Here is a 26,176-nt window from a genome sequence, read left to right as displayed (position 1 = left end):
GCTCAATAAACCGGGAAAACCCCGACACGCTGGGCGGCCGAGGGGGATTGTTGGCTCTTTCGAACTGTCTTGTAACGAAACAAAAAATGTCCGTAAAAACCATGTGCGAAATGATTCGAAAGGACTCGTAGACTTTCGTCAGCTCCTCCCCCATCAAGGAATCTCTGATGTCTGCTCGAACGCTCCCCGCGCCTTCGGTCCCCCTGGCGCAGTCGCCGTTGACCTCCGTGGCCCTGGCCGTGCTGGGTCTGGTGGCCTCCTTGTCCGCCCTGTCTCCGGCCTGGGCCCAGCAGGCGGCGCCCGCACCATCGCCTTCAGCCTCGGCGCCAGAGGCCACTGCCAGCAAAGCCGGGACGCAGACCCAGGACAGCAAGGACGCCAGCCAGACGCTGGACCGCGTGGAAATCAGCGGCACCCGCGCCAGCCTGCAGCGATCCCTCAACCTCAAGCGCAATGCCGCCCTGGTGCAGGACAGCATCAGCGCCACGGAACTCGGCCGCTTCCCCGACGACAACGTGGCCGATTCCCTCAGCCACATCACCGGGGTGTCGATTTCCCGCACCGCGGGCGGCGAAGGCCAGAAGGTGAGCGTGCGGGGGCTCGGTCCGGAATACACCCTCACCACCTTCAACAACCGCATCCTGGCCACCGACGGTGAAGGCCGTGATTTCGCTTTCGACGTGCTGCCGTCCGACATCATCAACGGCGCCGATGTGGTGAAGTCGGCTCAGGCGGCCGTCATGGAAGGCGCCATCGGCGGGGTGGTCAACCTGCGTTCGGCGAGTCCCTTCGACCAGCCCGGGCAGCATGGCCTGCTGCGCCTGGAAGCAGACCGCAACACGATGAGCCGCCTCAATGGCGGCAAGCTGTCAGGCACCTACAGCAACACCTTCGGCTCACAGCTGGGCGTGTTGGTGGGCCTGGTCTATGCGGACCGCAAAGTACGCACCGACACCGCCGGCAACGACGGCGGATGGACCCGCAATCCCATCAGCGACCCTGCTGCCAACTGGACCGGCAATGCCTGGGGCGGCAATATCGATCCCAATGGCAATGGCGTGCTGGACCCGGATGAAGAAGGCCTGATCGGCCCTGGACAGTTCCGGGTGGGCTCGGTGATGGAGCAGAAGAAGCGGCTGGCGCTGTCCGGCAAGGTCGAATGGCGGCCCGCCGACAACTTCAAGCTGGTGGTGGACGGCATGCGGACCCGGCTGGATTCACCGCAGGTCGGATATCAACAGTCGTTCTACACGCTGTTCTCGCCCGGCCGCTGGTCCAACATGCAGGTGAGCAACGGCGTGGTGACCGGCTTCACCATGGACAACAGCGATCCCGAGCTGCGCCTGAATCCCGAGCTGCTGAACCTCACCACCCATCGCGTCGTGGACACTGCCCTCTACGGCGCCAATGCCGAATGGAAGGCCACTGCCGACCTCAAGTTCAATGGCGACGTCTACACCTCGACGGCCAAGCGTCATTCCGGCGGACAGGACACCTACACCGTCCTGCGCATGAACCAGCCCAATGTGACGACGGTGCAGCTGACCGGCTCGCAGGTGCCCAGCATCACAACGACGCTGGCCGACGGGCGGGACTTGGCCCAAGGGCTGGCCGCCGGACAGTTCGGAGCGAACGATTTCAACACCCATTACCTGGGCCTCTCGGGCGACAACATCGATGACCGCATCAACGGCATCAGCCTGAACGGCACCTGGTCACTGGACCGGTTCAACATCGACAGCATCCAATTCGGCATCAGCAGCACCCGCCGCAAGAAAAGCCGCGACCTGGTGGACAACGCCATCAATGGCGGCGAGAACTACTACTCCGGGGACAACGCGATCAACGTCGGCAACCTGGGCGGCAATGTGCTGGACCAGAACCTGCACCTGCCCAATTTCATGAACGGGGTCAGCGGCAACTTCCCACGCAACTTCCTGGGCTTTGATGTGCCGAACTATCTGGCGGCGCTACAGGCCTACAACGGCAAGCCACGGCCGGACGGCACGACCTACGACTTCAGCCAGGCGGCCCCGGTCTGGAACCCGCTGCAGAGCTATCGGGTGAAGGAGACCACCACCAGCGCGTTCGTGCAGGCGGACCTTTCCGGCGACCGCTGGAATGCGGATGTCGGCGTGCGGCTGGTGCATACCCGCACGTCCTCCACGGCCTGGGACGCCAAGATCGTGGATCTAGTGGAGAACGGCCCGTTCAATTACACGGCCACCTATGCGGCGCCGACGCCGCTGGTCGAAACCGGCAGCTACACCTACGGCCTGCCATCGGCCAACTTCGTCTGGCACTTTGACGACAAGCTGCAGATGCGGCTGGGCGCGGCCAAGACCATGGCCCGTCCTTCCGTGGAACAGCTGGCGCCCACCAGCACGACAGCCAGCGTGGCCTGGGGGGACTTCACCCAGGTCTATGGCGGCAATGCGCAGATCAAGCCCTACAGCGCCCGCCAGTACGACGCCTCGCTGGAGTGGTACTACGCCCGCAATTCGGCCCTGACCTTCGCGGTGTTCCAAAAGAACATCAAAAACCAGATCACCACCAGCTGGCAGACCGGCGTGGACATCGGCGTGCCGGGGCATCTCTTCAATGTGCTCAAGCCGATCAATGGCGACAAGGCCCGGGTGCGCGGCATGGAGATCGGCTTCCAGCATCTGTTCGACAACGGCTTTGGCGTCCGCGCCCAATACACCCGCAACAACTCCCGCAGCTGGGTGGGCGGGGAAGAGCGTCCGCTGGAAGGCATTGCGCCGGCGACGTCGTCCCTGGGCCTGCTGTATGAGAAGGGGCCGTGGAGCCTGAGCGCCACGGCCGACCACACCGACGAATTCGTCAGTGCGATCAATGTGCTCGGCCCGGGATTCAATGAACGGGCCAAGGCCATCACCTGGCTCACCGCGCAGGCGGCCTATGAGGTCAATCAATGGCTGCGCATTTCGATTGAAGGGCGCAACCTCACCGATGCCAAACAGTCCTACACGCTGGGCGATGGCAACATCGTGCTGCCCCAGGGCTACAACCGCTGGGGACGTTCGTTCACCGTCGGCGCCAGCCTGAAGTTCTGACCTTGCGGAAAGCCCCAGCACAATGACCTTGCGATCATTCACTCTGTCAGCGCTCGTCGTGAGCGTCACCCTGGGCCTGTCCCTGCTGGCGGTGGCGGCGGGTCCGGCACCGAAGCCAGCGCCCTCCAGGGCTGCGGCCGGCCCCTACACGATGGCCGACTTCGAGCGTGTGCCAAAGATCGATGCCCACGTGCACCTGCACAATGCCGACCCCGCCTTTGTGCAGTCGGCGCGACGCTTGAATTTCAAGCTGCTCACCATCAATGTCGACTATCCGGACTTTCCGCCGCTGGACGATCAGCAGCGGGTGGCGCTGTCTCTGAAACAGGCGTTTCCCGCCACCATCGCCTGGGCGGTGAGTTTCTCCAGCGACCGCTCGGACCAGCCCGGCTGGCTGGAGGAGACCCGTGCGCGGGTAGATGCCGGTCTGGCGCAGGGCGCAGTGGGCGTGAAGGTGTGGAAGAACATCGGCATGAGCCTGCGCAATTCGCAGGGGGAGCTGGTGATGATCGACGACGCCCGCTTCAGTCCGTTGTTGGATGACTTTGCGCGACGGGGCATTGCAATGCTCGGCCATCAAGGCGAGCCGCACAACTGCTGGCTGCCGCTGGACCAGATGACGGTCAACAATGACCGTGAGTACTTCAAGGCCCATCCGCAATATCACATGGCCCTGCATCCGGAGATGCCGAGCTGGGAGGCTCAGATGGCCGCACGTGACCGCATGCTGGCGGCGCATCCGGAGCTGCGTTTCATCGGCATGCACATGGCGTCCCTGGAGCGCAATGTCGATGAACTGGCCGACTTCCTGGACCGGTTCCCGCAGGCGAATGTGGATCTCGCCGCGCGCATCGGGCAGCTGCAGGCGCAGAGCCAAAAGGACCGTGAGAAGGTGCGCCGCTTCATCGTGAAGTATCAGGACCGTCTGATGTATGGCACCGACCTGGCGCAGGCGCCGGACCAGTCCGGCGCCGCCCTGCTCAAGGAGATGGTGCCGTTCTGGCGCATGCACTGGCGCTACTTCAATACGGCAGATCGATTCAAGGTGGCCGACCTGGACGCACCGGTGCAGGGCCTGGCCTTGCCTCGGGAGGTGGTGGACAAGCTCTACCACCGCAATGCCGAGCGCATCTATGCCGGTGGCTGGGGAGCCAGGCCATGACCGCCCGTCGTGCCTTCCTGCAGTGGCTGAGCGCCGCCCCGGTGGTGGCCACCGCGCCTTCCTGGGCCCGGGCTGCTGGCAGCCCCTCAAGTCCTTCGATGCCGGCCAGTCGGTCCGCCACGCCGCAGGCCCTGGGCCGTGGCCATGTCCGTCTTCAGGATGACCGCATCTCCATCCAGTGGGACGAGCAGATGCGTTCTCGCCTCGTGCGTCTGGGCGGTCCGCGTCCGCTGCCACTCACCGGCTTTGATGCGGGGGAGGGCCTGCTGCTGGAGGGCGGAAAGGCGGTGGATCGTTTCACCCTGACCGCCGCGACGCCTGGCGAAGTGAACACCCCGTGGGGCCCGGGTCAGCAATTGGTCGTCCAGGGGCGTTCAGCCGCGGGTATCGAGAAGTCGGTGACGGCGACGCTGCTGGACCGTCACCCCGGCGTGGTGCTGCTCGACACGGTCTTCAAGAACACCGGCCCTGCGGCGCTGGCCCTGCAGGGCTGGACGGTGGGCGCGCACCGGCTGCTGGCGTCGCCTCGTCACGGCGGCGGCTGGTGGAGCTATTCCGGAGCCACACACCAGGACCGCCGTGACTGGATGCAGCCGGTCCGCCGCGGCTTCGATCAGCGCAACTTCATGGGCATGAATGCCTCGGACTATGGCGGCGGCACGCCGGTGGTCGATGTATGGCGGCGCGATGGGGGCGTGGCCATCGGCCATCTGGACCGCGTGCCTCGGCTCGTCTCCCTGCCGGTCCGCGCCGTCGGCGATCAGGTGGACCTGGCGCTGCGCTGCGACGAACCGACGACGCTGGCCCCGGACGCCGAGCTCCGGACCCCGACCGCCTTCCTGCACCTGCACGACGGCGACTGCTTTGTGCCGCTGGACCGCTACCGGCAGCTGATGCTGGCTCAGGGCTTCGCCGCGCCGGAGCCGCCGCGCAGTGCACATGAGTCGGTGTGGTGCGCCTGGGGCTATGAACGCGATTTCTCGCTGGACTATGTCCGTGCCACCCTGCCCAAGGTGCAGGAGCTGGGCCTCAAGTGGGCGGTGCTGGACGACGGCTGGCAACGTGCCACCGGCGACTGGACGCTGGACCTGGCGAAGTTCCCGGGCGGCGAAGCCGACATCAAGGCGCTGGTGAATGACATCCACGCCCGCGGCATGAAGGCGCGGCTGTGGATTGCGCCGCTGGCCGTGGCCCCGGGCAGCGACGAACTGCATGAGCATGCCGACCTGCTGCTGCTGGACAAGGACGGCGCGCCGCAACTGGTGTCCTGGTGGAACAGCTTCTACCTTTGCCCCGCGCATCCGCAGACCCAGGCCCGCATCGCCGCGATCTTCCGCAAGATCATCGGCGACTGGGGCTTTGATGGACTGAAGATCGACGGCCAGCATCTCAATGGCGTCGCGCCCTGCTACAACCCCAAGCACCAGCATGCGCGTCCGGAAGACGCGGTCGAGCAGATGGCCGCTTTCTACCGGACGATGTTCGAGGCGGCCCATGCGGTGAATCCGGAAGCGGTGGTGGAGGTCTGCCCCTGCGGCACCAGCTACGCCTTCCACAACATGCCCTTCATCGACCAGGCACCGGCCAGCGATCCGCTGTCCAGCTGGCAGGTGCGTCACAAGGGCAAGGCCCTGAAGGCGCAGATGGGCCGCTGGTCCGCCTATGCGGGCGACCATGTGGAGCTGTCCACCGGCGGGCAGGACTTTGCTTCGTCGGTGGGGGTGGGCGCTGTGGTGTCCACCAAGTTCACCTGGCCGGTCGACCCCAAGCCGAAGGACTCCTTCCTGCTGACGCCGGAGCGCGAGGCCCATTGGCGTCGCTACATCGATGCGCACAATGCCAAGGGCCTGTCCGACGGCACCTATCGCGGCGAGCTCTACGACATCGCCTTCGACAGGCCCGAGACCCATGTGGTCGAAAAGAACGGCGTTCTGCATTACGCGTTCTATGCCCCGCGCTGGGACGGACCGGTCACGCTGCGCGGGCTCGGACCCGGGACCTGGCGCGTGCGGGACTATGTGAACCAGAAGGACCTGGGCACGGTGCAGGGCGCCCGGCCCACGCTGACGCTACGCTTCGAGGAGCACCTGCTGATCGAGGCCACGCTGCTGACGCCGGAATCGCGCCCGGTGGTGCGATCGGCCCGGGTGCCGGCGCGCTGGCTGGACAAGGATGGATTTCCGGTGGCCTCCGCCTGGAGCGATGCACCGGCCAGCTTCTTTGCCCACGACTGGCGAGGGCAGTCGCTGACGGGCCCGCAGTCCACCCGGGTGCAGGTGCTGCATGACGACCGCCAGCTGTACCTGCGCTTCATCAGCCGCTATCAGCAACTGGCCACGCATGAGCGGGCGCTGTCCGCGACGGACATCTACCCGCTGTGGGAGCGTGATGTGGTGGAAGTGTTCCTGCAGTCACCGCAGGATGCCGGCACCTCCCGCTATCGTGAGCTGCAGGTGGCGCCCAGTGGGCTGATGCAGGAGATCGAGATTGGCGAGACCCGTCGCCAACGGGTGATGCATCAGTCCCGTGCGCGGGCGTCGGTGCAGGCGGAACAGCGCCTGTGGACCGCTGAGCTGGCGGTGCCATGGCGATCGGTGAGCGGGGAGGGTTCGCTGGAGGGCTGGCGGCTCAACTTCTTCCGCATTGAAGGGCCGGCGGGCAGCCGGATGTATTCCGCCTGGAATCCGACCGGCACCGAAAAGCCCAATTTCCATGTGCCGGCGGCCTTCGGACTGCTGAAGACCTGAGACGTCTCGACGCCCAAAAAGGTCTCGCCCAGGGAAAGCCCGGGCGAGACCTTGGACCTTACTTGCGCGCGGTCGGAGCGAAGCAGGCGTAGCGGTAGGTGTCGTCCAGCTCCAGCGCCAGCACCAGCGTCTTGATGCCCGCGGCATTCATGCTGCTGCAGAGCTTGTCGCGGGCCTGCTTTTTGTTGGTACGGTACTTGGACGCGTATTCCGCATTGAAGACGGGCTTGCCCTTGCTGGTGAACACCGAATAGCCGCCGCACTCGCTGTATTCATTGCACTGCTCATTCAGTGCCATGTCGAAATACGGCTCCAGGGCGCTGAGCTGATCCACATCATTCTTCAGCGCAATCGCCAGACCCCGGCTGTGAGCGGCATTGGCCAGGAACTTGTTGTAATCCAGCTGATGCGCAGCGGTGAGCGGGAAGCCGGTGGCGTTGCTGTAGCCGTCCACATTGTCGGGCTCGACGCCGTCGCAGCCCTTGGATCGGGCGGTATCCAGCCGGCTCAGCATGATGTTGCGCACGTTGGTGGAGCGGATGTCCAGCCACCATTCGCCTTCCCACTCCGGATCCAGCGGCTTGCCGTAGTCGGTGGACTGGAATGAATTCTTGTCGGCACGCCAGTTCTCATAGCTGCCGGCGGAGAAGTAACACACCACCTTGCGGCCCTGCGCCTTCAGCGCATTGATCTGGGTGATGCTGGTGTCGAACAGGTCGACGTCATAGACGTCCACGTTGTAGCTGGTGTTGATCTTGCCTTTGAGCTGCCACTGCCAGGTGGTGCTGGCGGTGGGCTTCCACCAGGTCTGAGCCTGTGCGTTCATGGCGCCCATGCCGGCGGCGAGCAGGGTGAGGGAAGCGCACAGCTTCCAGACACGTCGGGTGGTTGTGGTCATCGGGGAATCCTCCAAAAGCGGCAAAAGTCCGGGGTTGAATCTTTCGGTTTCCAATGAATCGAAACCGAAACGGCCTGTCAGTCATTCAGTGACGTATGGCGCGCGTACGACGAAATACCAATCGCCATGCGGTCGAAATCAATTCGTGGCCACAGGCGGGGTGGTTTCTATCATTGCGATTTGGCTTTCACAACTTTCGGTCAATGACCATTTCGAAAGTGCAAAAGCAGCGCGTGGCGCGGCCTTTGAGATAACTGATTGATCCGTAAGGGTGAGGTCGGGTAAATGGGCGCCGTGAAGCGCGTCACTGCAGTCAATGCAGGATCAATTTGTCACCAATGAAACGCCGCTGCGCGCGGCCGCCAAGCCACCTTCTTCTGGTGGCTTCACAGGAATCCAGACCCGGAACGTCGTCCCGACGCCCGGTGTGCTGTCCACTTCGATCCGTCCCGCATGCTTCTGGATGATCGAATACGACAGGGACAACCCCAGCCCGGTGCCTTGGCCTACCGGCTTGGTGGTGAAGAACGGTTCGAAGATGCGTCGGCGCACATCCTCCGGCATGCCGGTGCCGTTGTCTTCCACTTCAATCCGCACCCAATCGCCTTCCACCGCGGTGCGAAGGCGGATCTCGCCGCGCTGCGCAATGGCGTGGGCCGCGTTCACGATCAGGTTCATGAACACCTGATTCAGCTGCGCCGCAATGCAGCGCACCGGCGGCAGGTCACCATAGTCGCGTTTCACCTCGGCCTTGTACTTGACCTCGTTCATCACGACATTGAGGGTTGAATCGAGACCGGCATTCAGATTGGCGTCCTGCCACTCCGCGTGGTCCACGCGGGAAAAGTCCTTCAGATCCTGCACGATCTTTTTCACCCGCACGAGGCCGTCTTCGCTTTCGTCGAGCAGCTGGGGCAGGTCTTCCTTGACGAAGTCCAGGTCGATGCGCTTGTCCAGATCCTGCAGGTCCCGCAGGGCCGGGTCCGGCAGGCTGTGCGGCGGCAGATGGCGCAGCTCATCCAGCAGCGCGAACACCGGCTCCACATAACTGCGCAGCGTGTGCAGGTTGGAGCTGACAAAGCCAATGGGATTGTTGATCTCATGGGCCACGCCGGCAGCCAACTGGCCGATGGACGCCATCTTCTCCGCCTGCAGCAGCTGGTTCTGGGCTTCTTCCAGCCGGGTGTTGGTGGACTTGATGCGATCGAAGTTTTCTTCCAGCGCCATCTGGACGCGCCGCTCTTCGGTGCGGTCCTGCAGCAGCCACCAGGTCTGCGTGTGGCTCGATTGCGGATTGGCCACATAAGCGATCAGCTGCACCCACAGCCGCTTGCCCTTTACCGACACCAGCTCCATTTCGTGGCGCAGCGATTCACCGCGTCTCAGAATCGGCGCCGCCACTTCCGTCAGCGACTTCAGCGATTCATCGCTGGGGAAGAAGCGGCGGGTGCGCTGGCCTGCCGGCGGCTCGTCATCGAGCTCGAACATGTCCGCAAACTTGCGGTTGCCGCGCAGGATGCGGCTGCCTTGGGTGGTGATGATGCCGACCGAGGCATTCTCCAGAAACGCCTCCAGCTCATGGTGGGTCAGCAGCAGCTCGGCGGTGCGCTCGGCCACCAGGTCTTCCAGCTGGTCGCGATGGCGGCGCAGCTCTTCATCGGACCGGCGACGCTGCGTCACATCCTGCAGCGTCTCGATCGCCCCCACCACCTTGCCCTGGGCGTCCAGCAGCGGGGCGGCGGTGAAGAAGAGCCATCGGCCGCCCTCGTGCATGGTCGGAAAGAACGCCTCCACTTCATAGGCGTTGTCCACGATGGGTGAGCGGCGGCAGGCACCGTCGTAGGCCTTTTCGTAGTCCTCGGGCGACGCGCCGTGGATGATCATGTCGGACAGCAGCGGGCGCCGCTCCGGGTAGAACGCGGTCCAGGCTTCATCACCGCCCAGCATGTCCATGCTGTCGCGCCCCGTCAGCTTGGCGCAGGCGGCATTCCAGTGAGTGACGCGGTGCTCCGCATCCAGCACGAAGCTCGCCACCGGGCTGTTCTCGATGATCTGATGCAGCACCCGTCCCACATTCAGCAGGCTGGTCTGCACATAACGGATGTCGCTCAGGTCCTGCATGGTCAGCACGTTGAACGGCTGGTCCTCATGCAGGAAGGCGCGGGCGGTCAGCTCCAGCACCCGCACCGCGCCGCTGGCGGTCAGCGCCTCCACTTCGATCGCCGGGGCCAGCCCCGTCTGCGCCATGGCGGTGCGGGCATAGTCGCGCAGCGGCTGTTGATGGTCGGGCGTCGCCCAGCCGTCAAACGGCATGGCGGCCAGGCTGCGGTCGTCGTAACCCAGCAGGCGCAGCGCGGCCCCGTTGGCATAGACCACCCGGGTGCTGTCGTGCACCAGCACCGGCGCCATCACCGCCTCCCAGGCCGCATACAGCGCGCCGGGCAGGGTGGAAGGCCAGACGGAGGCCGCGGCAAGCATCAGCGCGTTCATAGGCGCACTTCACCGGGGTCTTCCAGAATGAAGGAGCCGTCGTCCGCCCATTGCACCTGCGTGATGCCGGGCTCCAGCAACTCCAGCCGTCGCAGCTCCGCTTCCTGCGCGCTGAGCCTGCCGTGCTGCACCCGCACCACATCAGCCAGGCGCTGGTTCTCCAGCACGAGCTCACGCATCTGCAGCACCTGGCGCACCGCGCACATCAGGTCCAGGTCCACCCAGGGCTTGCCGATGAAGCGGACGATGCCGGCATCATTGAGCCCGCGCACCAGGGCGTCCATGTCGGCATAACCGGAGACGATCATGCGCTGGCAGTCGGGCTGCAAGGCTTTGAGACCGGTCAGGAAATCCACTCCGTTCATCTCCGGCATGCGGTAGTCGGAGATGGCCAGGGCATACACATGGCGGCGGGCCTGCTCCAGCGCTTCGGCGCCGTTGCTGCATTCGTCCACGAGGTAGCGCTCACCGCCGGGCGTGGTCAGCCCGTGACGGATGAGGCGATGCAAGGCGTGGAGGATGCCGGGTTCATCGTCCACGATCAGAATGCGTTCTTGCATGCAGGGCTCCTGCGTCAGGCCGCCTGGGGTGCGGCGGTGGGCGGATGCACCGCAGGGCCTCGCGGGCCCGGCGGCTCATCGTTCCGGATGGAGAACGTGAGACGCACGCCCTCCCGATTGGCAAACTCCTTGATCTGCTTGACCATCCGCGCATCGAAGACGTGTCCCGCCGCCAGCAGCAGTGTGCCCTTGGGGGTGAGCAGGTCGCGGGACAGCACCATGCCCGGCTGGATCTCATGGGCACCGAGCTCCCGCTCGTGCTCCGCCTGGGTCGGTGCTTCGGCCAGGGCCTTCTGCAGGGCCTCGACCACGTCATGCACATAGCGCGTCCCGGCGCCGCCCCGGATCAGCTGCTCCGCCTGCTGGGGCGTGTAGCGCTTCTCGGCCAGGCGGCCACTCACGGCGGAGCAGAAGTCACTGACGGCACTGAGCACCTGCGCATCCAGCGGCACCGCATCGCCCGCCAGTCCGTCCGGGAAGCCGTGGCCATCAATGCGTTCATGCTGAGACCGCACCAGCCTGGCGACATGCTGCAACTCGGCCAGCGGCAGCAGGGCCGCTTCGCCATTGAGGGTGTGGCGGCGATAACGCGCGGTCTCTTCCGCATTCATCAGCGACACCGGCTTGTGGAGCAGCGCATCGGGCAGGCCGATCTTGCCGATTTCATGCAGCAGGCCGGCGATATGCAGGTCATCCTGCTCCCGCTGGAGCAGCCCCAGATGTCGTGCGGTGCGGCGGGCCAGATCGGCCACGAAGCGCGAATAGCCGACCAGTCCGCCCTCGCGCAGTTCCATCAGGCCGGAGAAGACCTGGATGGAGAGGAGGAAGTTGTCCTTGACCTGGCTGAAGGACCGCTCGAGCATTGCATTGACCTGCTCCAGTTCCTGCGTGCGGGCTTTCACTCGCTGGGAGAGGTCCTGGTTCAATGCGGCCAGTTCGGCGTTCTGCCGCGCCGTCAGGTCGAGCAGCGCCTGGTTCTGCAGTGCCAGCCGGCGCCGGGAAATTGAATCTTCCAGCGCCGCCAGCAGCTCGCGGTCGTCCCAGGGTTTGGCGATGTAGCGCTGGATCTGGCCGAGGTTGACGGCCGCCACGGTGGTCTGGATGTCCGCATAACCGGTGAGCAGAATGCGCCCGACCTCCGGATGCGAGGCATGCACCTTCTCCAGGAAGGCCGCGCCATCCATCTCCGGCATGCGCATGTCGGAGACCACCACATCCACCGGCTCGGTGGCCAGCAGTGCCAGCCCTTCCGCGCCGCTGGAGGCCAGCAGGCATCGATATCCGGCGGGCCGCACCAGCCGCCGCAAGGCGCTCAGGATGGACGGCTCATCGTCGACAAACAGGACCACGGGCGGCGGGATGTCCGCTTCCATGACGGTGTCTCCGGGCTGCGTATGTGTCCAAGTGTAGGTCTGCGATCCAGCCGCTGTCCCGGGCCATCCCCCAGTCGCCTCGCCATTCCTTCACGGGACAGCGCCATCCAATGCGCCGCCCAGAAGCCCGCAGGCCCGAAGCCTCAGGGCGTGCCCGGGAGCGGCCGGCTGGCCATGGCTTCCCGCCACTGCATCGCGGCGTGGATCCGTGACCGGGTGCTGGGATGGCTGTAGAACCAGAACTCTTCCAGCGCACCCGGGTCTGCCTTGCGATATTCCACCAGCCGCAACTGGGCGTTGGCGAAGCCGATCGGCTCCTGCGCCAGGCTCAGGGAGAACTGGTCCGCCTCCGCCTCCTGCGCCCGGATCATCGTGTTGGTGATCGGCGTGCTGAGCGCAAAGAACACTGAGAACACCGCCATCAGCAGCGGCATGCTGGCGATGTCGGTCACGTCCTGCACGCCGGAGGTTCCGGCAGTGCGGCGGATCAGCCCGTCCAGCGCCCACTTGGCAAAGAGGAATGCCACCAGCACCACCAGCGTCATCATCATCAGCATCTTCGGGATGTGATTGAGCACGTAGTGGCCCATCTCATGCCCGGTCACCGCCCGCACTTCCGCCTCACTGGTGCGGCGCAGCAGGTTGTCGTTCAGGCGGATGGCCGCCGTACCGAAAAGGCCGGTCACATTGGCGCTGATGCGGGTGGTCTGGCGCGAGGCATCAAACACCAGCACGTCGCTGGCTGGCACGCCGGTGGCGCGGGCCATCGTCAGCAGCGATTGCTTGAGCGGCCCGTCCTCCACTGGCTTGTAGGTGTTGAACATCGGCTCGAAGACCACCGGCGCGATGGCGATCATCACCGTCAGCAGGGCGATGGTGCCGGCGGCGCCCCAGGCCCACCAATACTGGCGGGCGCGCCGGATCAGCGCATATAGCACCACCAGCGCCACTGCGGCAATCAGACCACTGATGACGTTGGCCAGCAGCCATTCCATCAACCAGGCAGACGCGGTCTGGGTGGACATGCCGTAGGCGTGCTCGCGGAAGAAGTCTTCATAGGCGGACAGCGGCAGGCTGACCAGCGAGCCGATGCCGACATAGGCGGCAGAGAACAGGAAGTCCCGGCGGATGGGGCCCCGACCCACCCGTGCGGCCCAGTCCCGCACCCGCGCGGCACGTCGGCCGCTCATCCAGACGGCGGCGATGGCCAGGCCCAGCAGCAGATGCCACAACTGCAACCAGTAGCCGCCTTCGTAATAGGCGTCGGACTTGCGCATCACATCGGCGGGAATGCGGTCCATGAAGGCCTGGGTGGCGGCGTTGGCGTCCAGGGGCAGGGCGCGGACCCAGCGCTCGTCGGCGGGCTTGAGCACAAAGCCGGAAGCCTTGGCGATGGCATCCGCCTTCTCCGCCTGTCCCTGTGCCTGGCCAGCTTCGGCGGCGAGTGCCGGCAACGCCGCACTCATCACCAGAACGGCGGCCATCAGACCTTTTTTCATGATTCCTCCCGGGAGCGTCGATTGAAGCGGCGCATTGTTCCCGGCAGGCGCCGCGGTGGCGCGTGGCGCGCGACGAACGGCGATGGTGTGGCGATGGGCTGCAGCGGGTTCGGATCAGACGCAAGACCGGGCATTCAGGGAAGGTCCTGGACGGGTGTCTTCATCGCAGCCGGAGCGCCCGCGGGGGGCTGCAGCCATCCGGCCAACAGCTCAGCCGCCTGCGCCAGCCGCAGATCGTCCACCAGCGACCGGAGGTGGGCGAAGCGCTCGTCGCCGAGTGTGGCCCGAAGACTGTCGGCCAGGGTGTCGAAGGTGTGCAGGCCCTCCGCCTGCTGGTCCGCCAGCAGTTGCACCAGCGCCGCAAGAGCGGGAGGCGGCCCGTCGATCGCCCCAGCCGCCCCAGCCGCGCCACCCGCACCGCCTGCACCATCCGCACCACCCGGGTCGGAACGACCCGTGCCCAGGGAGGCGCGAAGCGAAGGCGCTGCCGCCGTTGCCAGCGCTGCCAATTGCTCATTCAGCCGGATCACGTGGCCGGTGGCGGTCTGCAGATCACCGTGCCGGCACGCAGTCTCCGCGAGTGTGGCCGTGGCCGCCACCGCACTGGCCCCTACGTTGCCGGCACTGCCCCGCAGCTTGTGCAGGCGGGCGGCCAGGGCGGGCATGTCCTCGCCGTCAGCGCCCGGCAGGGGCAGTACCGGATGGTCCTTCAACAGCATGCCCAGCAAGGCCAGGAACAGCGTGTGGTCGCCGTCCAGCCGCTGTCGGACATCCGCCGAGTTGATGCCCTCGATCTCCGGCCAATCTCCCAACGGATCCGACTGCTCGGCAGCCTCGCCGGCGGACGGGGCCGGCCGGGCCGTGCGCACCCGCTTCACCAGCCGCGTGATGCAGTCGATCACCTCGGCCGGCTGGAACGGTTTGACAATGAAATCGTTCATGCCCGCAAAGCGGGCCTCCTGGCGCTGACTGGCCAGCGCGCCTGCGGTCAGGGCCACGATGGGCAGCTCGGCCAGGCCCAGATCCTGGCGGATGATGCGGGTGGCGGTCATGCCATCCATCACCGGCATGTGGATGTCCATCAGCACCAGGTCGCAATGGGCGGCATGCTCCCGCAGATAGTCCACCGCATCGCGGCCATCGGTGGCCAGCGCCACGCCTGCGCCACAGGATTCCAGAATCCGTTTCGCCACTTCCAGGTTGATCTCGCTGTCGTCCACCACCAGCACCGTCACGCCCGCCAGCGCATCCCGCGCCGTGCTGGTGTGCAGTGCCGGTGGGGCGACCCTTTGCGGGTCCGCCAGCGGGAAGGGCAGTTCGACCCAGAAGCGGCTGCCAAGGCCCGGCCGGCTGGAAAATCCCACCTGGCCGCCCATCAGCTCCGCCAGCTGCTTCACGATGGACAGGCCCAGCCCGGTGCCGCCGAAGCGCCGCGTGATGGAGCTGTCCCCCTGCGCAAAGGGCTGGAACAACTGCTCGGCGGCCTCCGGTGCGATGCCGATGCCGGTGTCCTCCACCTCGAAGCGCAGTCGCACCTGGCCTTCGTCTGCCGGCAGCCGCTCGATGCTGAGCCGCACCTGGCCGGCGTCGGTGAACTTGATGGCGTTGCCCAGGAGATTGGTGAGGATCTGGTTGACCCGCAGGGAATCCCCCATCACCAGCGGCGGCAGCGCCTGTGGCACCTGCTGCGTCAGGCTCACGCCCTTCTGCTGGGCCTGCACCTTCATCACGTCGACGAGATAGTCCACCAGTTCCGCCGGGGCGAACGGCTGGGTCGAGATGCCCAGCTCGCCCGCTTCGATCTTGGAGAGGTCCAGCACGTCATTGATGATGCCCAGCAGATGCTGGCTGGCCCGGATCATCTTGGTGAGCAGCTCGGACTGCTGGCCGTTGAGCCGGGTCTGCTCCAGCAGGAAACCCAGCCCGATCACCGCATTCATCGGCGTGCGGATCTCGTGGCTCATGTTGGCCAGGAACTGGCTCTTGGCGCGGTTGGCCTGCTCGGCGGACGCCTTGGCTTCCATCAGCATCCGTTCATGCCGCTGCTGGGCGCTGATGTCGTGCGCAATGCCGAGATAGCCCAGGAGCTGCCCCTGGCGGTCCTTCATCGCGGTGATGACCAGGGAAACCGGCAGCGACGACCCATCCTTGCGACGATAGGTCCAGGTCATCGTCTGACCGTGGGCTGCGGGCTCGCGAAAGTACTGCTCCCCCGCAATGCGGCGACCGAGCGACTCACCCAGCGTCTTCGCCCGCGCCTTGATTTCGGCGGGCACATGGATGAGCCCGGGCGTGGCATGGCCGATGACTTCGGCGGCCTGATAACCCAGCATCTTCTCCGCGCCGGAGTTGAAGACACGAATGACGAAGTCGCGGTCGGTCGCGATGATCGAGACCTCGGAGGCCGACTCCAGCACCGTGCGCAGCAGTGACGAGGCTTCCACCAGTTCCAGCTCAGCCCGCTTCTGGTCGGTGACGTCCCAGTTCACGCCGATCATGCGGCGGGACGGCCCGTTCGGATTCGGCTCCACACGCGCCACCGCGCGGATGTGCCGGATCTCGCCATTGGGCCAGCGGATGCGGAACTCCATGTTGAAGTTACGGCGCCCGTGCAGGCAGTCCTGCAGATTGGCATCCACCTGCCCCCGGTCGTCCGGATGAATCAGCTCCCGCCAGAACTGATCGGCCTGCGGGCCGCTGCGCGGGTCCAGATGGTAGAGCGCATACATGCGCTCGTCCCAGGCGGCCGATCCGTCGATCAGGTCGTATTCCCAGACGCCAATGCCGGCCGCGCTGGTGGCCAGCGCCAGGCGGGCATGGCTGTCCGCCGCGGCCATGCGGCTCTCGCGCAGTTCGGTGACGTCATGCACCAGCACGTAGAAGCCTTGTACCTTGCCGTTCACCACGTCCGGCAGGTAATGGGCGAGCGAATGGCGCGCGCCCTGGCCATCGGGCCGCGGAATGCTGCGCTCGAAGGTCTGCGGCTCCCCGCGCAGCGCGCCTTCGATGTGGGCGCGGTTGCGGGTGATGAGGTCGGTGCCGAGCAGCTCCTGCATGGTGCGGCCGGCCATCTGGCTTTCGTCGAGGCCGAACCAGGTGCGGTAGGCACGGTTGGCAAAGCGGTTGCGCAGATGCTTGTCCCAGTAGCCCACCATGGAGGGCAGGGCATCCAGAATGTTGCGCAGATCCCGCTGGGCCGCTTCCAGACTGGCGGTGCGCTCCTTCACCTTGTCTTCCAGCTCGCGGGTGAGCCGCTGCAATTGCCGCTCGGCCCGTTTGGTCTCGCTGATGTCCCGGACCGTCTTGAGCATGCCGAGGACTTCGCCGTCATCGCTGGGCAGCGGCGTCATCGAAATGGCGACATCAAACTCGCGCCCGGTGCGGTCCCGACGGACCGTGTCATAAGTTGGCACGGAGGTGGCGATGCGCAGCCGGTCGTGGATCGCTGCCGCATCCTCCTTGTGGGAGTCGGGCACGATCAGGAAGTCCAGGGGCTGACCGATCGCCTCCTGACTGCTGTAGCCGAACAGTGCGCTGGCGGCGGGATTCCACGACATCACCCGTCCATCCAGCGACACACCGATCAAGGCGTCGGACGAGGCTTGCACCATTGCGGCACGGCGCGCCTGCTCCGCCCGCAGCTCCTGCTGGCGCTGCTTGGACTGTCCGTAGAACCAGGCGATGCTGGCGAGCAGCAGGGCGGCCAGCGTGGCTTCCACCGCCACCTCCACCGGAGACCGCAGCCCCAGCGACCGCACGAAGCTGTCGGTCGGCTGGATCTCGGCTTCCCAGCGCCGGCCGTAGATGTCCAGGATCAGCCGGGTGGGCCCGATGCTGCGCCGTGGCGTGCCCTCCAGCACGGTGGAGAAGAACGGCGCGGCGTGGGCCTGATCGACCAGCGCATCCACATCCCGCAGCGTGAGGTCATAGAACTCCGGACGGCTGTCGAGGTTGTTCAGGACATCGTCCACACTGAGCGGTGCGTAGGCCCAGCCGATTGTGGCGCTCTGGCGGCCGATTTCCGTCTGCGGCGGCACGGGTGTGTTGTAGATGGGCAGCATCAGCAGGAAGGACTGGCGCTGCTTGCCCTGCGCCTGCACCAGGGTGAGGGGACGGGTGAGAATGGCCCGCGCTTCCGACATCGAGCGCACCGCCGCCTCACGGCGGCTGTGATCGGAGGCGGTGTCCAGTCCAACGGCCGCGGCGTTGTACTCCTGGGGCTCGATGTACTGGATGACAAACGCTTCGCCGTCGTTGGGTCCCAGCGTATGCACCGCAAAGGCGGGTGCCCCGTCGTGCCGGGCCCGGACGCTGAAGTCCGCGAGCTGATCGCGCGCCACCCGGCGGATGAAGCCGAAGCCGCGGGCCCCCGGAAACTCCTTCGCGATGTCTCGGGTCAGGGCGTACCGCCGGAAGTCCTCCCGCGTCACCCGGTCCACACCCGCCGCAGCGATCGCCCCGCGTGCGCCCCGCAGCCCGTATTCATAACTGCGCATGCGGTCCTGCACCTGGTCCGCCACCTCCTGGGCCAGCGCCCGGCTGCGGGTGGCGATGATGTCCTGGTTCTGCTGCATTTGCCAGATCACGGCCGCGACGGCCAGCAGGAAGCCGATCAGCAGGCCGATCAGGGCATCTCGGCTGGCGAAGGAATTCCAGCGGCTCTGGGGGACCTTGCGCATGGTGTCAGTGGGTCAGCAGGTCCTCGGCCAGCAAGAGTGTCAGCGTAAAGCAGCTGCCTTCCCCCGGGCGGCTGGTCACCGTCATGTGGCCGCCCATGGCATCGATCAGCTGGCGGGTCACCACCAGTCCCAGCCCGGTGCCCGGCAGGCGGCTGCCCTGCAGGCCGAGCCGATTGAAGGGCTCATAGAGATGCTCGATCTGCTCGGGACGCATGCCGATGCCGGTGTCGGAGATGGAAATCTCCAGCCGATGATCCTGCACCTGCAGCGCCACCGACACCTGGCCGCCGCGCTTGTTGTACTTGATGCCGTTGCTGAGCAGATTGACCAGGCACTGCCGCAGCCGGTTGCCATCACCCAGGGCCTGCTGGTCGGCCGGAATGCGGCAGGACTGGACCAGCGTCACACCCATCTGCTCGGCCAGACCCGACGTGGTGTGCAGCGCACTGTCCAGCACCGCCAGGACCTGGATGGGCCCGCGCTGTACCGACAGCTGCCCCAGCTCGAAATGGCCCAGTGCGCTCAGATCGTTCATCAGCGCGGAGAGCTGCGTGCAGCCGGCCTCGATCATCGCGACCCGCTGCGCCTGCGTGGCGTTGAGCGGGGCGACCCGGTCGCCCGCCAGCAGCTGGGCAAAGCCGAGGATGCAGTTCAGCGGATTGCCGATCTCGTGGGCGACGTAGGAGATCATCAGCGCCTTGGTCTTGTTGGCCGCTTCCGCGGCGGCCCGCGCACTGGACTCGGCGGCGAGCCGCTCCCGGTCGGTCAGGTCGCGGCACATCAGGGTGGTCAGGCGCAGGCTCCCGTCGCCGACGGTGGAGATCGAGACTTCAGCGGGCACCTCCGTGCCGTCACAACGGGACAACAGCACCCGGTGGCCGGAGGTCGGCTGGGTCAGGTCGAGGCCCGGGAGGCGGGCCCCCAGCACATCCGCGGCCGGCCGACCGGTGGAGCCGAGCGGGTCCATCGCCAGCAGGCGGCCGGCGGCAGCGTTCATCAGCGCAATATCGCCGCTGGCATTGATGGTGATGATGGCATCCGAGGCACCTTCCACCACTGCGGCGAGGCGATCGGCCTGCAGGCGCTGCCCCTGGGAGGCTGCCATCGCCAGCTCGATGTCGGTGCGACGCTTGAGCTCCAGCAGGTTGCGCACCCGGGCCTTGAGCACCGTGCCGGAAAACGGCCGGGCCAGGATGTCTGCCGCACCCAGCGCCAGTGCCCGCGTCTCATCAAAACCCTCCGCCTGACGGCTGACAAAGACGATGGGCACATGGCTGAGGGTGGGCGCCGCCTTGAACAGCCGGCACAGATCAAAACCGGGTTCCTCCCGGCCTTCGGAAGCGGTGTCCACCAGCACCAGATCCGGCCGCCAGGTGCGCACCAGCACCATGATCATCACCAGGTCCCGCGCATCGGCGGTGCGGACTTCACCGATGCCTTCGAGCGTCTCATGCAGTCCGGAGACTTCCAGCGGATCACTGCCCACCACCAGCAGCCGGGACGGACCGGCGCGCAGCACCTCCGGCTCATGCAGGGCGGCCTGGGTGGCTTCCGTCTTGGCCCGCTCCACTTCGGCCACGGTCCGCAGCACGGCAGCGACCCGCGCCTGCAGCTGCTCGGCCACGATGGGCTTGCGCACGAAGTCCGCCGCGCCCAGCTGCAGCGCTTCCAGGCGGGTGGCTTCCCGGTCATCACTGGTGACAAAGAGCACCGGCACATGGGCGAGCGCGGAATCGTTCTTCACCATCGAGCAGAGCTGCGTGCCCGACATGCCGGGCATCTCCATGTCGATCAGCATCAGGTCCGGACAGCGCGACCGCGCCAGCGCCAGGGCCTGCTCGCCGGACGTGGCCAGGCGCTGGTCCGGGTATCCGGTCAGGATCCTGCTCAGCACGCGCAAGGTGCCGGCGTCATCGTCCACCAGCAACAGCGACTTCTGCTTGGCCATATCCCTCCCGACGTCGAACGGTCATGTCGCCTCCGCTTCCAGCTTGAATGCGCTGACGGCGTCGACCAGCAGGCGGGCCTGATGGCTGAGGCTGTCGGCTGCGGCGGCGGACTGTTCCACCAATGCCGCATTCTGCTGGGTCGTTTCGTCCAATTGGGCGACCGAACTGTTGATCTGCAAAATGTCCCGGCTCTGCGCCTGGGAGGTCTGGCCCAGTTCGCTGATCAGGCCCACCACGCGGGCCACTTGGTCGCGGATTTCCTGCATGCTAGTGCCCGCGCTATCCACCAGTCGGGAACCGGCTTCCACCGTTTCCACATTGCTGATGATCAGCTGCTTGATTTCCCGCGCAGCGGTGGCGGAGCGCTGCGCGAGACTGCGGACCTCACTGGCCACGACCGCGAAACCGCGTCCGGCCTCCCCGGCTCGGGCGGCCTCCACGGCGGCATTCAAGGCCAGGATGTTGGTCTGGAATGCGATCCCGTCAATGACACTCACAATGTCGCCAATTCGCTGGCTGGCTTCATTGATATTGGTCATGGTGTGGATGACGTGGCCCATGACGTCCGCGCCTTTTTCCGCAGCCCGATTGGCGGCGGTGGCAAAGCTGGTGGCCTCCTGCGCAGTGTCGGCGCTGTGGCTCACCGTGCCGGAGAGCTGTTCCATTGATGCGGCGGTCTGCTGCAGACTCGAAGCCTGACGCTCGGTGCGCTGGGAGAGATCGCCGTTACCGACGGCAATCTGGCCGGCGCCGGTGGCCACCGAGTCGCTGCTGGAGCGGACCACGCCCACCAGATGGCGCAGTGCTTCCTGCATCTGCTGCAGCGAGGTCATCAGCTGACCGACTTCATCGCGGGATTCCGCCTGGATGCGGGTGCTGAGGTCGCCCTTGGCGATGCGCTGGGTGATGGTCATGGCCGCCAGCAGTGGCCGGGTGACACTGCGCGCCATCCAGCCTGCAATGCTGGCGCCCAGCACGGCAGAGAGCGACAGCAGCGCAATCATCGACCAGGCAGCCCGGTCGATGGTGACATCGGCATCGGCGCGGGCGGCGTCCATCGCCTGACGCTGAGTGGCGACCAGCTCGTCCAGGGCGCCAAAGTAGGCCGTCTGTGCCTGGCTCACATCGCCGACCAGCAGGTCACGCGCTGCCTCGTTGTTGCCGTCCATGCCCAGCTTGATCGCCGGATTGATGGCCTTCACATAGGCCTCCCGCGTCCGGGTGACGCGTTCCAGCAAATCACTGCCGGCCTGATCGGCCAATTGAGTCTGCAATTGCTTGAGCAGCTCCTGGGTCGAGGCCCGGTTGGCGTCGATGCGTTCCTTCTCCCGCTGCTTGGCGGCGGGGTCGGTCAGCAATGCAATGTTGCGGGCCACGCGGGCCGTCACATTGACGTTGTCCTTCAGATTGGTGAGGAGTGTGACGATGACCAGATGCTTGTTGGTCAATTCGTGCATCTGTTCGCCCACATGCCGCAGGGCCACACGACCAAATCCGGCCACCGCCATGCTCATCACAATGAGCAAGGCAAATCCCAGCCGCATCCGGGTCGCAATGGACCGATCCTTCAATGCCTGCATCTCAGTTCTCCCTGTGCATCAGCGTTGCGCCGTGCTGTCTGAATGGACCTTGGTAGACCTCTGCGGGGACTCCGGTCGGCTGTGTCAGCCTTGTTGTAGGCGTATCGTGATCGCTAATCGGCGTTTTGTCGCGATATCCGACTGGCGTTCAAAGCCTTTCCAGCGCAATTGAGATGTCATTCGACAACTTCTGCACATCTGCGTTCAAGGCGATTGCCGCGTCCATCCATTGCTCCGACACATCGGGGTCGGACTGCATGGCGGTTTCCAGCGCCTGCAAACGGGCTTCGAGATCCCGGGCGCCCAGCGTCGCGCTCGACCCGCGCAGCGCATGGGCTGCCTGACGCCAGCGCTCCCGCCGCTGGTGCGGCGAGACATCGGCCAGGTCCGGATGGCCGTGGGGATAGACCTCGGCGAAGCGTTGCAGCACCCGCAGCAGCACCGCATGGCTGCCACCGACGCTTTGCAGCGCTTGAACCAGGTCCAGACCGGGAACGCGTGGCAGGACCGCGCCCACCGCCGCATTGAGCTGGCGCATCAGTACCTCGTACAGGCGCACCGGATCCACCGGTTTGGCGATGTGGTCATTCATGCCGGCATCCAGGCAGGCCTGGCGGTCTTCACCATAGGCATTGGCCGTCATTGCGATGATGGGCACGCCGGGCCCGCGCAGGGCGCGAATCTCACGGGTGGCGGCGAGGCCGTCGAGGACCGGCATCTGGACATCCATCAGGATCAGGTCAAACTCCACCTCTCGGGCCCGGGCCACTGCGCTTGCGCCGTCGTCCACCACCTCCACCTGCAGACCGGCCGAGCGCAGCAGCTCTTCGCCCACTTCCTGATTGACCGGGTTGTCTTCCGCCAGCAGCACACGGCGGCCGCCATGCCGGCGGCGCAGGGCCTGCAGGATGTCATCCTCGGGCAGGGCCGCTGCCGGGGATGGGCCTGTGAGTGAATCGAATGCAGGCCGGTGGTTGGCTTCATCCGGCGAGTGCCGGGCGGTGTCCACAGCGCGTCGCGCCTCCGCGCCGACATCCTTCATGGAACCGTGCGGAACACCCGGCGCCTCCGCTGATTCGCCGTGCGTCTCTGGTGGTCCTCGGTCTGAGGATGCATCCTCCGCAGGTGCGTTTGAAGCGTCGCCGGGATGGGTGCCCGCGCGGCCGTCCGCCGGCGCGATCAGTCGCCCAATGGTGTCCAGCAGCAACGTGGGCGTCAGCGGCTTGGCCAGCACCGCACCGAAACCCACCTGCATCGCTTCATCCCGGATGGCATCGCCGTCATAAGCGGTCACCAGGATGCTGGGCGGCATTGCTTCGCCCATGACCTCCCGCAGTCGGCGCAAGGTCAGCAGTCCGTCCCAGGGCACCATGCGCCAGTCCACGATGATCAGGTCCGGCGCGCGGCCGGTGTCCAGGTCTTCATCGGCCTGACGGACCGCGCTGGGTCCGGAGAGATGGCCGTCCACCGACATGCCCAGCACCTTGAGCGCGTCGCCGATCGCGTCCAGCGCTTCGGGCAGGTCGTCGACGACCATGGCGTGGCGGCCCTCCAGGCGGCCCCGCATGCGCAGCGGATCCGCCCGCTCGGCACGTTCTGTCCAGGCGGTGAACCAGAAGGTGCTGCCCCGGCCGGGCTGGCTTTCCAGACCGACGCTGCCGTCCATCAGCTCGGCAATGCGCCGGGTCAGGGCCAGGCCCAGGCCGGTGCCGCCATAGCGGCGTGTGGTGGAAATGTCCGCCTGCTCGAAAGCACTGAACAGCGCACCCTGGCGCTCCAGCGGAATGCCGATGCCGGAGTCCCGCACCTCGAAGCGCAGCTGCAGCCGACCGTCCTTTTCCTGCAGCAAATGGCCCTTGAGCCGGACCCAGCCATGCTCGGTGAACTTGACCGCATTGGCCAGCAGATTGATCAGCGCCTGGGCCAGCCGCTTCGGGTCGCCACGCATGCGCTCGGGCAGGTGGTCGGTGTCCAGCACCAGTTCCAGCTTCTTGTGGGCGGCTTCTTCTCCGACCAACTCCAGCACGCTGGACAGCAGATCGTCTCGGGAGAATTCGAGGCTCTCCAGCACCATTTTGCCGGCCTCGATCTTGGAGAGGTCCAGGATGTCGTTGATCACCTGCAGCAGATGCTGGGCCGCCCGCTCGATCTTGAACAGCCGCTCCTGCTGTTGCGGCTGCGCGGTGTCGCGGCGCATCAGGTGGGTGAGGCCGATGATGGCATTCATCGGCGTGCGGATTTCGTGACTCATGTTGGCCAGGAAGGCGCTCTTGGCCCGGTTGGCCACCTCGGCACTCTCGCGGGCGTCGATCAGATCGGCAGTGCGGGTGGAGACCAGCGTCTCGAGATCGTCGGTGTGCAGTCGCAGCTGTTCCTCGTAATGGCGGCGCTGCACCTCGGCACGCGCGACGCTGATGCCCAGGGACAGGTCGTGCGAGGCTTCTTCCAGCACGTCCAGCGTGCCGGCGTCGAACACATGCTCTTCGGCCGCGCAGATATTCAGCACGCCAATCGTCTCTCCGTCCACCACCAGGGGCAGGGACAGGGTGGCCAGGCAGCCGCGGCGCAGGGCTCCCGTCCGCCAGGCGGCATCGGCCGGGTTGTTGCTGCTGCGGGTCCAGACCTGCTTGACGCCTTCCTTCAGCGCGCGACCCACCGGGCCGGAGCCGTCCCGCGCCAGGTCCCAGGTGGCATAGAGCGCATGCAGCAGTTCCGGCTGCGTGGCATACATCGCCATCAGCTCCACCGGGCCTTCATCGGCGGCATAACCCACCCAGGCAATGCGGAAGTTGCCGGCCTCGATGATCGCCTTGCACATCTGGTTGAGCAGGGCGGCTTCGTCGTGCCGCTGCAGCAGCGTCCGGTTGCCCGCGGAGAGGACCCGCAGCGCCCGGTTGGAGGATTCCAGCCGGGCTTCGCGCTCTTCGATCTTGGCGGAGGATTCGTCGATCGTCTGGGCCAGGTTGCCGATTTCATCGCCTGCGTAGCGCAGCCCCGAACGGGCGCCGCGCTCGCCTGCGCGCTGGCGTTGCACGATCGCCGACAGATGCTGCAGCGGGCGCACCAGCCAGTGGTTCAGGCCGATCAGCAGCGCAATGCCGGTGCCCAGCAGCACCGACAGCAGCACCGCAAACGCGGCAATCGCCTCCCGCTGCGCGGGCGCTTCGATCAGCTCCATCGGCGAGGCGAGCAGCAGGCGGTAATGGCTGCCACTGGTGGTGCGCAGCAAGGGGACATGGGCAATGAGACGCCGCTGGCCAGAACGGTTCACCGCTTCGAAGGCGGCGGCTTCGTTGCCCTGAATCCGGTTGAGCACCGAGGACGGAATCGGCGTGCCCGTCCAGCCCTCGACGTCTGGATACCGCGCGACGATCACGCCCCGGCTGTCGATGACCGACAGCGCTTCCTCCGGCAGGCGGTCCGACACATTGACGGTGCGCTCCAGCCATTTCATGTTCAGACCGCCGTAGTAAACGGCGATCACCTTGCCTTCACCGTCGCGACGGGCCTTGCTGAGGGTGACCGTGGGTCTGCCGATGGTGCGGCTGATGGTGATGTCTCCGACACTGATGTCTGGCGTGGTCAGGGCGCGCTGGAACCAGACGCGGTCGGAGAAGTTCAGGGCCCGTCCTGGATCGACCGCGGAGCAGATCCGATTGCCTTGGGCGTCAGTCACGCCGAACTGGTCGTAGTCCCGCTCGTTGGCCAGCAGTGCGGCCAACTGCCGGTTGCAGAACTCGATGCCGGCCGGGGCGGCCGGCATGGGGGCGGCCATCAAGGTGTCCAGCAGCGCATCGGCGCGTTCCACCAGGATGTCCTGGCGGGCGGCGATCAGCTTGGCGCGAACCAGATGGCTTTCTTCCGACGCCTGCACCCGGGCCTGACCGTCACTGTACAAATGCCAGCCCAGCATCGCCCCCAGCACGGAGAAGGCGATGAAGGTCAACCCAATGACGCGGTTTCGGAGGGTGAGTCGGGTCACAGATGCAAAGGCGCCTCTGCTGTCCAAGTGCAGCCGGATTGATGATCCGGGAAATGAACGGGAGAGTCCAGTCTTTCCGGTCGGCGTCCCCCCACGGGAGGATGACAAAGCTGGAACTTACACTTCGGCGGCCGGACGGGCGCCGATCAACACCAATGGAGGCCTGTCGGCTGCATTCCG

General features: G+C 66.0%; 12 protein-coding genes. 3 read left to right on the top strand and 9 right to left on the bottom strand.

Annotated elements, in window-relative coordinates; translation table 11 throughout:
* The first annotated feature begins 167 nt into the window (after window positions 1–167).
* The 3 genes from FHS28_RS23725 to FHS28_RS23715 are packed head-to-tail and all read left to right on the top strand — an operon-like array spanning window position 168 to window position 6,986.
* Entirely contained in the window at window positions 168–3,077 is a 2,910-nt protein-coding gene (locus tag FHS28_RS23725) for a TonB-dependent receptor (RefSeq protein ID WP_088454677.1), read from the top strand.
* A gap of 28 nt (window positions 3,078–3,105) precedes the next feature.
* The gene (locus FHS28_RS23720; protein WP_221194221.1) at window positions 3,106–4,239 is read left to right on the top strand and encodes an amidohydrolase family protein; all 1,134 of its coding nucleotides are present in this window, start codon (window positions 3,106–3,108) and stop codon (window positions 4,237–4,239) included.
* Window positions 4,236–6,986, top strand: a complete 2,751-nt coding sequence (locus FHS28_RS23715; protein ID WP_184295567.1) for an alpha-galactosidase — start codon at window positions 4,236–4,238, stop codon at window positions 6,984–6,986. The genes FHS28_RS23720 and FHS28_RS23715 overlap by 4 nt, the downstream gene beginning before the upstream one ends.
* A gap of 58 nt (window positions 6,987–7,044) precedes the next feature.
* On the opposite strand, the gene FHS28_RS23710 is transcribed toward FHS28_RS23715, so the two are convergent.
* From FHS28_RS23710 to FHS28_RS23670, 9 genes are all read right to left on the bottom strand, one after another.
* Entirely contained in the window at window positions 7,045–7,884 is an 840-nt protein-coding gene (locus tag FHS28_RS23710; RefSeq protein WP_088454679.1) for an endo alpha-1,4 polygalactosaminidase, read from the bottom strand.
* A gap of 324 nt (window positions 7,885–8,208) precedes the next feature.
* The gene (locus tag FHS28_RS23705; protein WP_088454680.1) at window positions 8,209–10,374 is read right to left on the bottom strand and encodes an ATP-binding protein; all 2,166 of its coding nucleotides are present in this window, start codon (window positions 10,372–10,374) and stop codon (window positions 8,209–8,211) included.
* Complete coding sequence (locus FHS28_RS23700) at window positions 10,371–10,934, bottom strand: response regulator (protein WP_088454681.1); 564 nt, start codon at window positions 10,932–10,934, stop codon at window positions 10,371–10,373. The genes FHS28_RS23705 and FHS28_RS23700 overlap by 4 nt, the downstream gene beginning before the upstream one ends.
* A 14-nt stretch (window positions 10,935–10,948) precedes the next feature.
* A complete protein-coding gene (gene nosR / locus FHS28_RS23695; protein WP_088454682.1) occupies window positions 10,949–12,307 on the bottom strand; it encodes a response regulator c-di-GMP phosphodiesterase, NosR family in 1,359 nt (452 codons plus the stop codon).
* Between the two features lie 143 nt (window positions 12,308–12,450).
* Window positions 12,451–13,806 carry a M48 family metallopeptidase gene (locus FHS28_RS23690; protein WP_088454683.1) on the bottom strand — a complete coding sequence of 452 codons (1,356 nt, stop codon included), beginning with the start codon at window positions 13,804–13,806 and terminating at the stop codon, window positions 12,451–12,453.
* Window positions 13,807–13,940: 134 nt separating this feature from the next.
* On the bottom strand, window positions 13,941–18,485 hold the full coding sequence (locus FHS28_RS23685) for a PAS domain S-box protein (protein ID WP_088454684.1): 4,545 nt from the start codon (window positions 18,483–18,485) through the stop codon (window positions 13,941–13,943).
* 4 nt (window positions 18,486–18,489) lie between these two features.
* Window positions 18,490–20,433, bottom strand: a complete 1,944-nt coding sequence (locus FHS28_RS23680) for a hybrid sensor histidine kinase/response regulator (protein ID WP_088454685.1) — start codon at window positions 20,431–20,433, stop codon at window positions 18,490–18,492.
* Window positions 20,434–20,454: 21 nt separating this feature from the next.
* Complete coding sequence (locus tag FHS28_RS23675; RefSeq protein WP_088454686.1) at window positions 20,455–22,014, bottom strand: methyl-accepting chemotaxis protein; 1,560 nt, start codon at window positions 22,012–22,014, stop codon at window positions 20,455–20,457.
* Between the two features lie 148 nt (window positions 22,015–22,162).
* Window positions 22,163–25,960 carry a response regulator gene (locus tag FHS28_RS23670; protein ID WP_088454687.1) on the bottom strand — a complete coding sequence of 1,266 codons (3,798 nt, stop codon included), beginning with the start codon at window positions 25,958–25,960 and terminating at the stop codon, window positions 22,163–22,165.
* Between the last annotated feature and the right edge of the window lie 216 nt (window positions 25,961–26,176).

The organism is Roseateles terrae (genome assembly GCF_014192155.1).
GTDB lineage: Bacteria > Pseudomonadota > Gammaproteobacteria > Burkholderiales > Burkholderiaceae_C > Roseateles > Roseateles terrae.
Note: the sequence above shows the minus strand (reverse complement) of the source record. Positions and strands in the feature narration are given on the sequence as shown.

Coding starts and splice junctions, on each gene's coding strand:
- FHS28_RS23685 (WP_088454684.1), bottom strand. CDS start 18,485: ATGCGCAAGGTCCCCCAGAGCCGCTGGAATTCCTTCGCCAGCCGAGAT.
- FHS28_RS23705 (WP_088454680.1), bottom strand. CDS start 10,374: ATGAACGCGCTGATGCTTGCCGCGGCCTCCGTCTGGCCTTCCACCCTG.
- nosR (WP_088454682.1), bottom strand. CDS start 12,307: ATGGAAGCGGACATCCCGCCGCCCGTGGTCCTGTTTGTCGACGATGAG.
- FHS28_RS23725 (WP_088454677.1), top strand. CDS start 168: ATGTCTGCTCGAACGCTCCCCGCGCCTTCGGTCCCCCTGGCGCAGTCG.
- FHS28_RS23715 (WP_184295567.1), top strand. CDS start 4,236: ATGACCGCCCGTCGTGCCTTCCTGCAGTGGCTGAGCGCCGCCCCGGTG.
- FHS28_RS23680 (WP_088454685.1), bottom strand. CDS start 20,433: ATGGCCAAGCAGAAGTCGCTGTTGCTGGTGGACGATGACGCCGGCACC.
- FHS28_RS23710 (WP_088454679.1), bottom strand. CDS start 7,884: ATGACCACAACCACCCGACGTGTCTGGAAGCTGTGCGCTTCCCTCACC.
- FHS28_RS23700 (WP_088454681.1), bottom strand. CDS start 10,934: ATGCAAGAACGCATTCTGATCGTGGACGATGAACCCGGCATCCTCCAC.
- FHS28_RS23690 (WP_088454683.1), bottom strand. CDS start 13,806: ATGAAAAAAGGTCTGATGGCCGCCGTTCTGGTGATGAGTGCGGCGTTG.
- FHS28_RS23675 (WP_088454686.1), bottom strand. CDS start 22,014: ATGCAGGCATTGAAGGATCGGTCCATTGCGACCCGGATGCGGCTGGGA.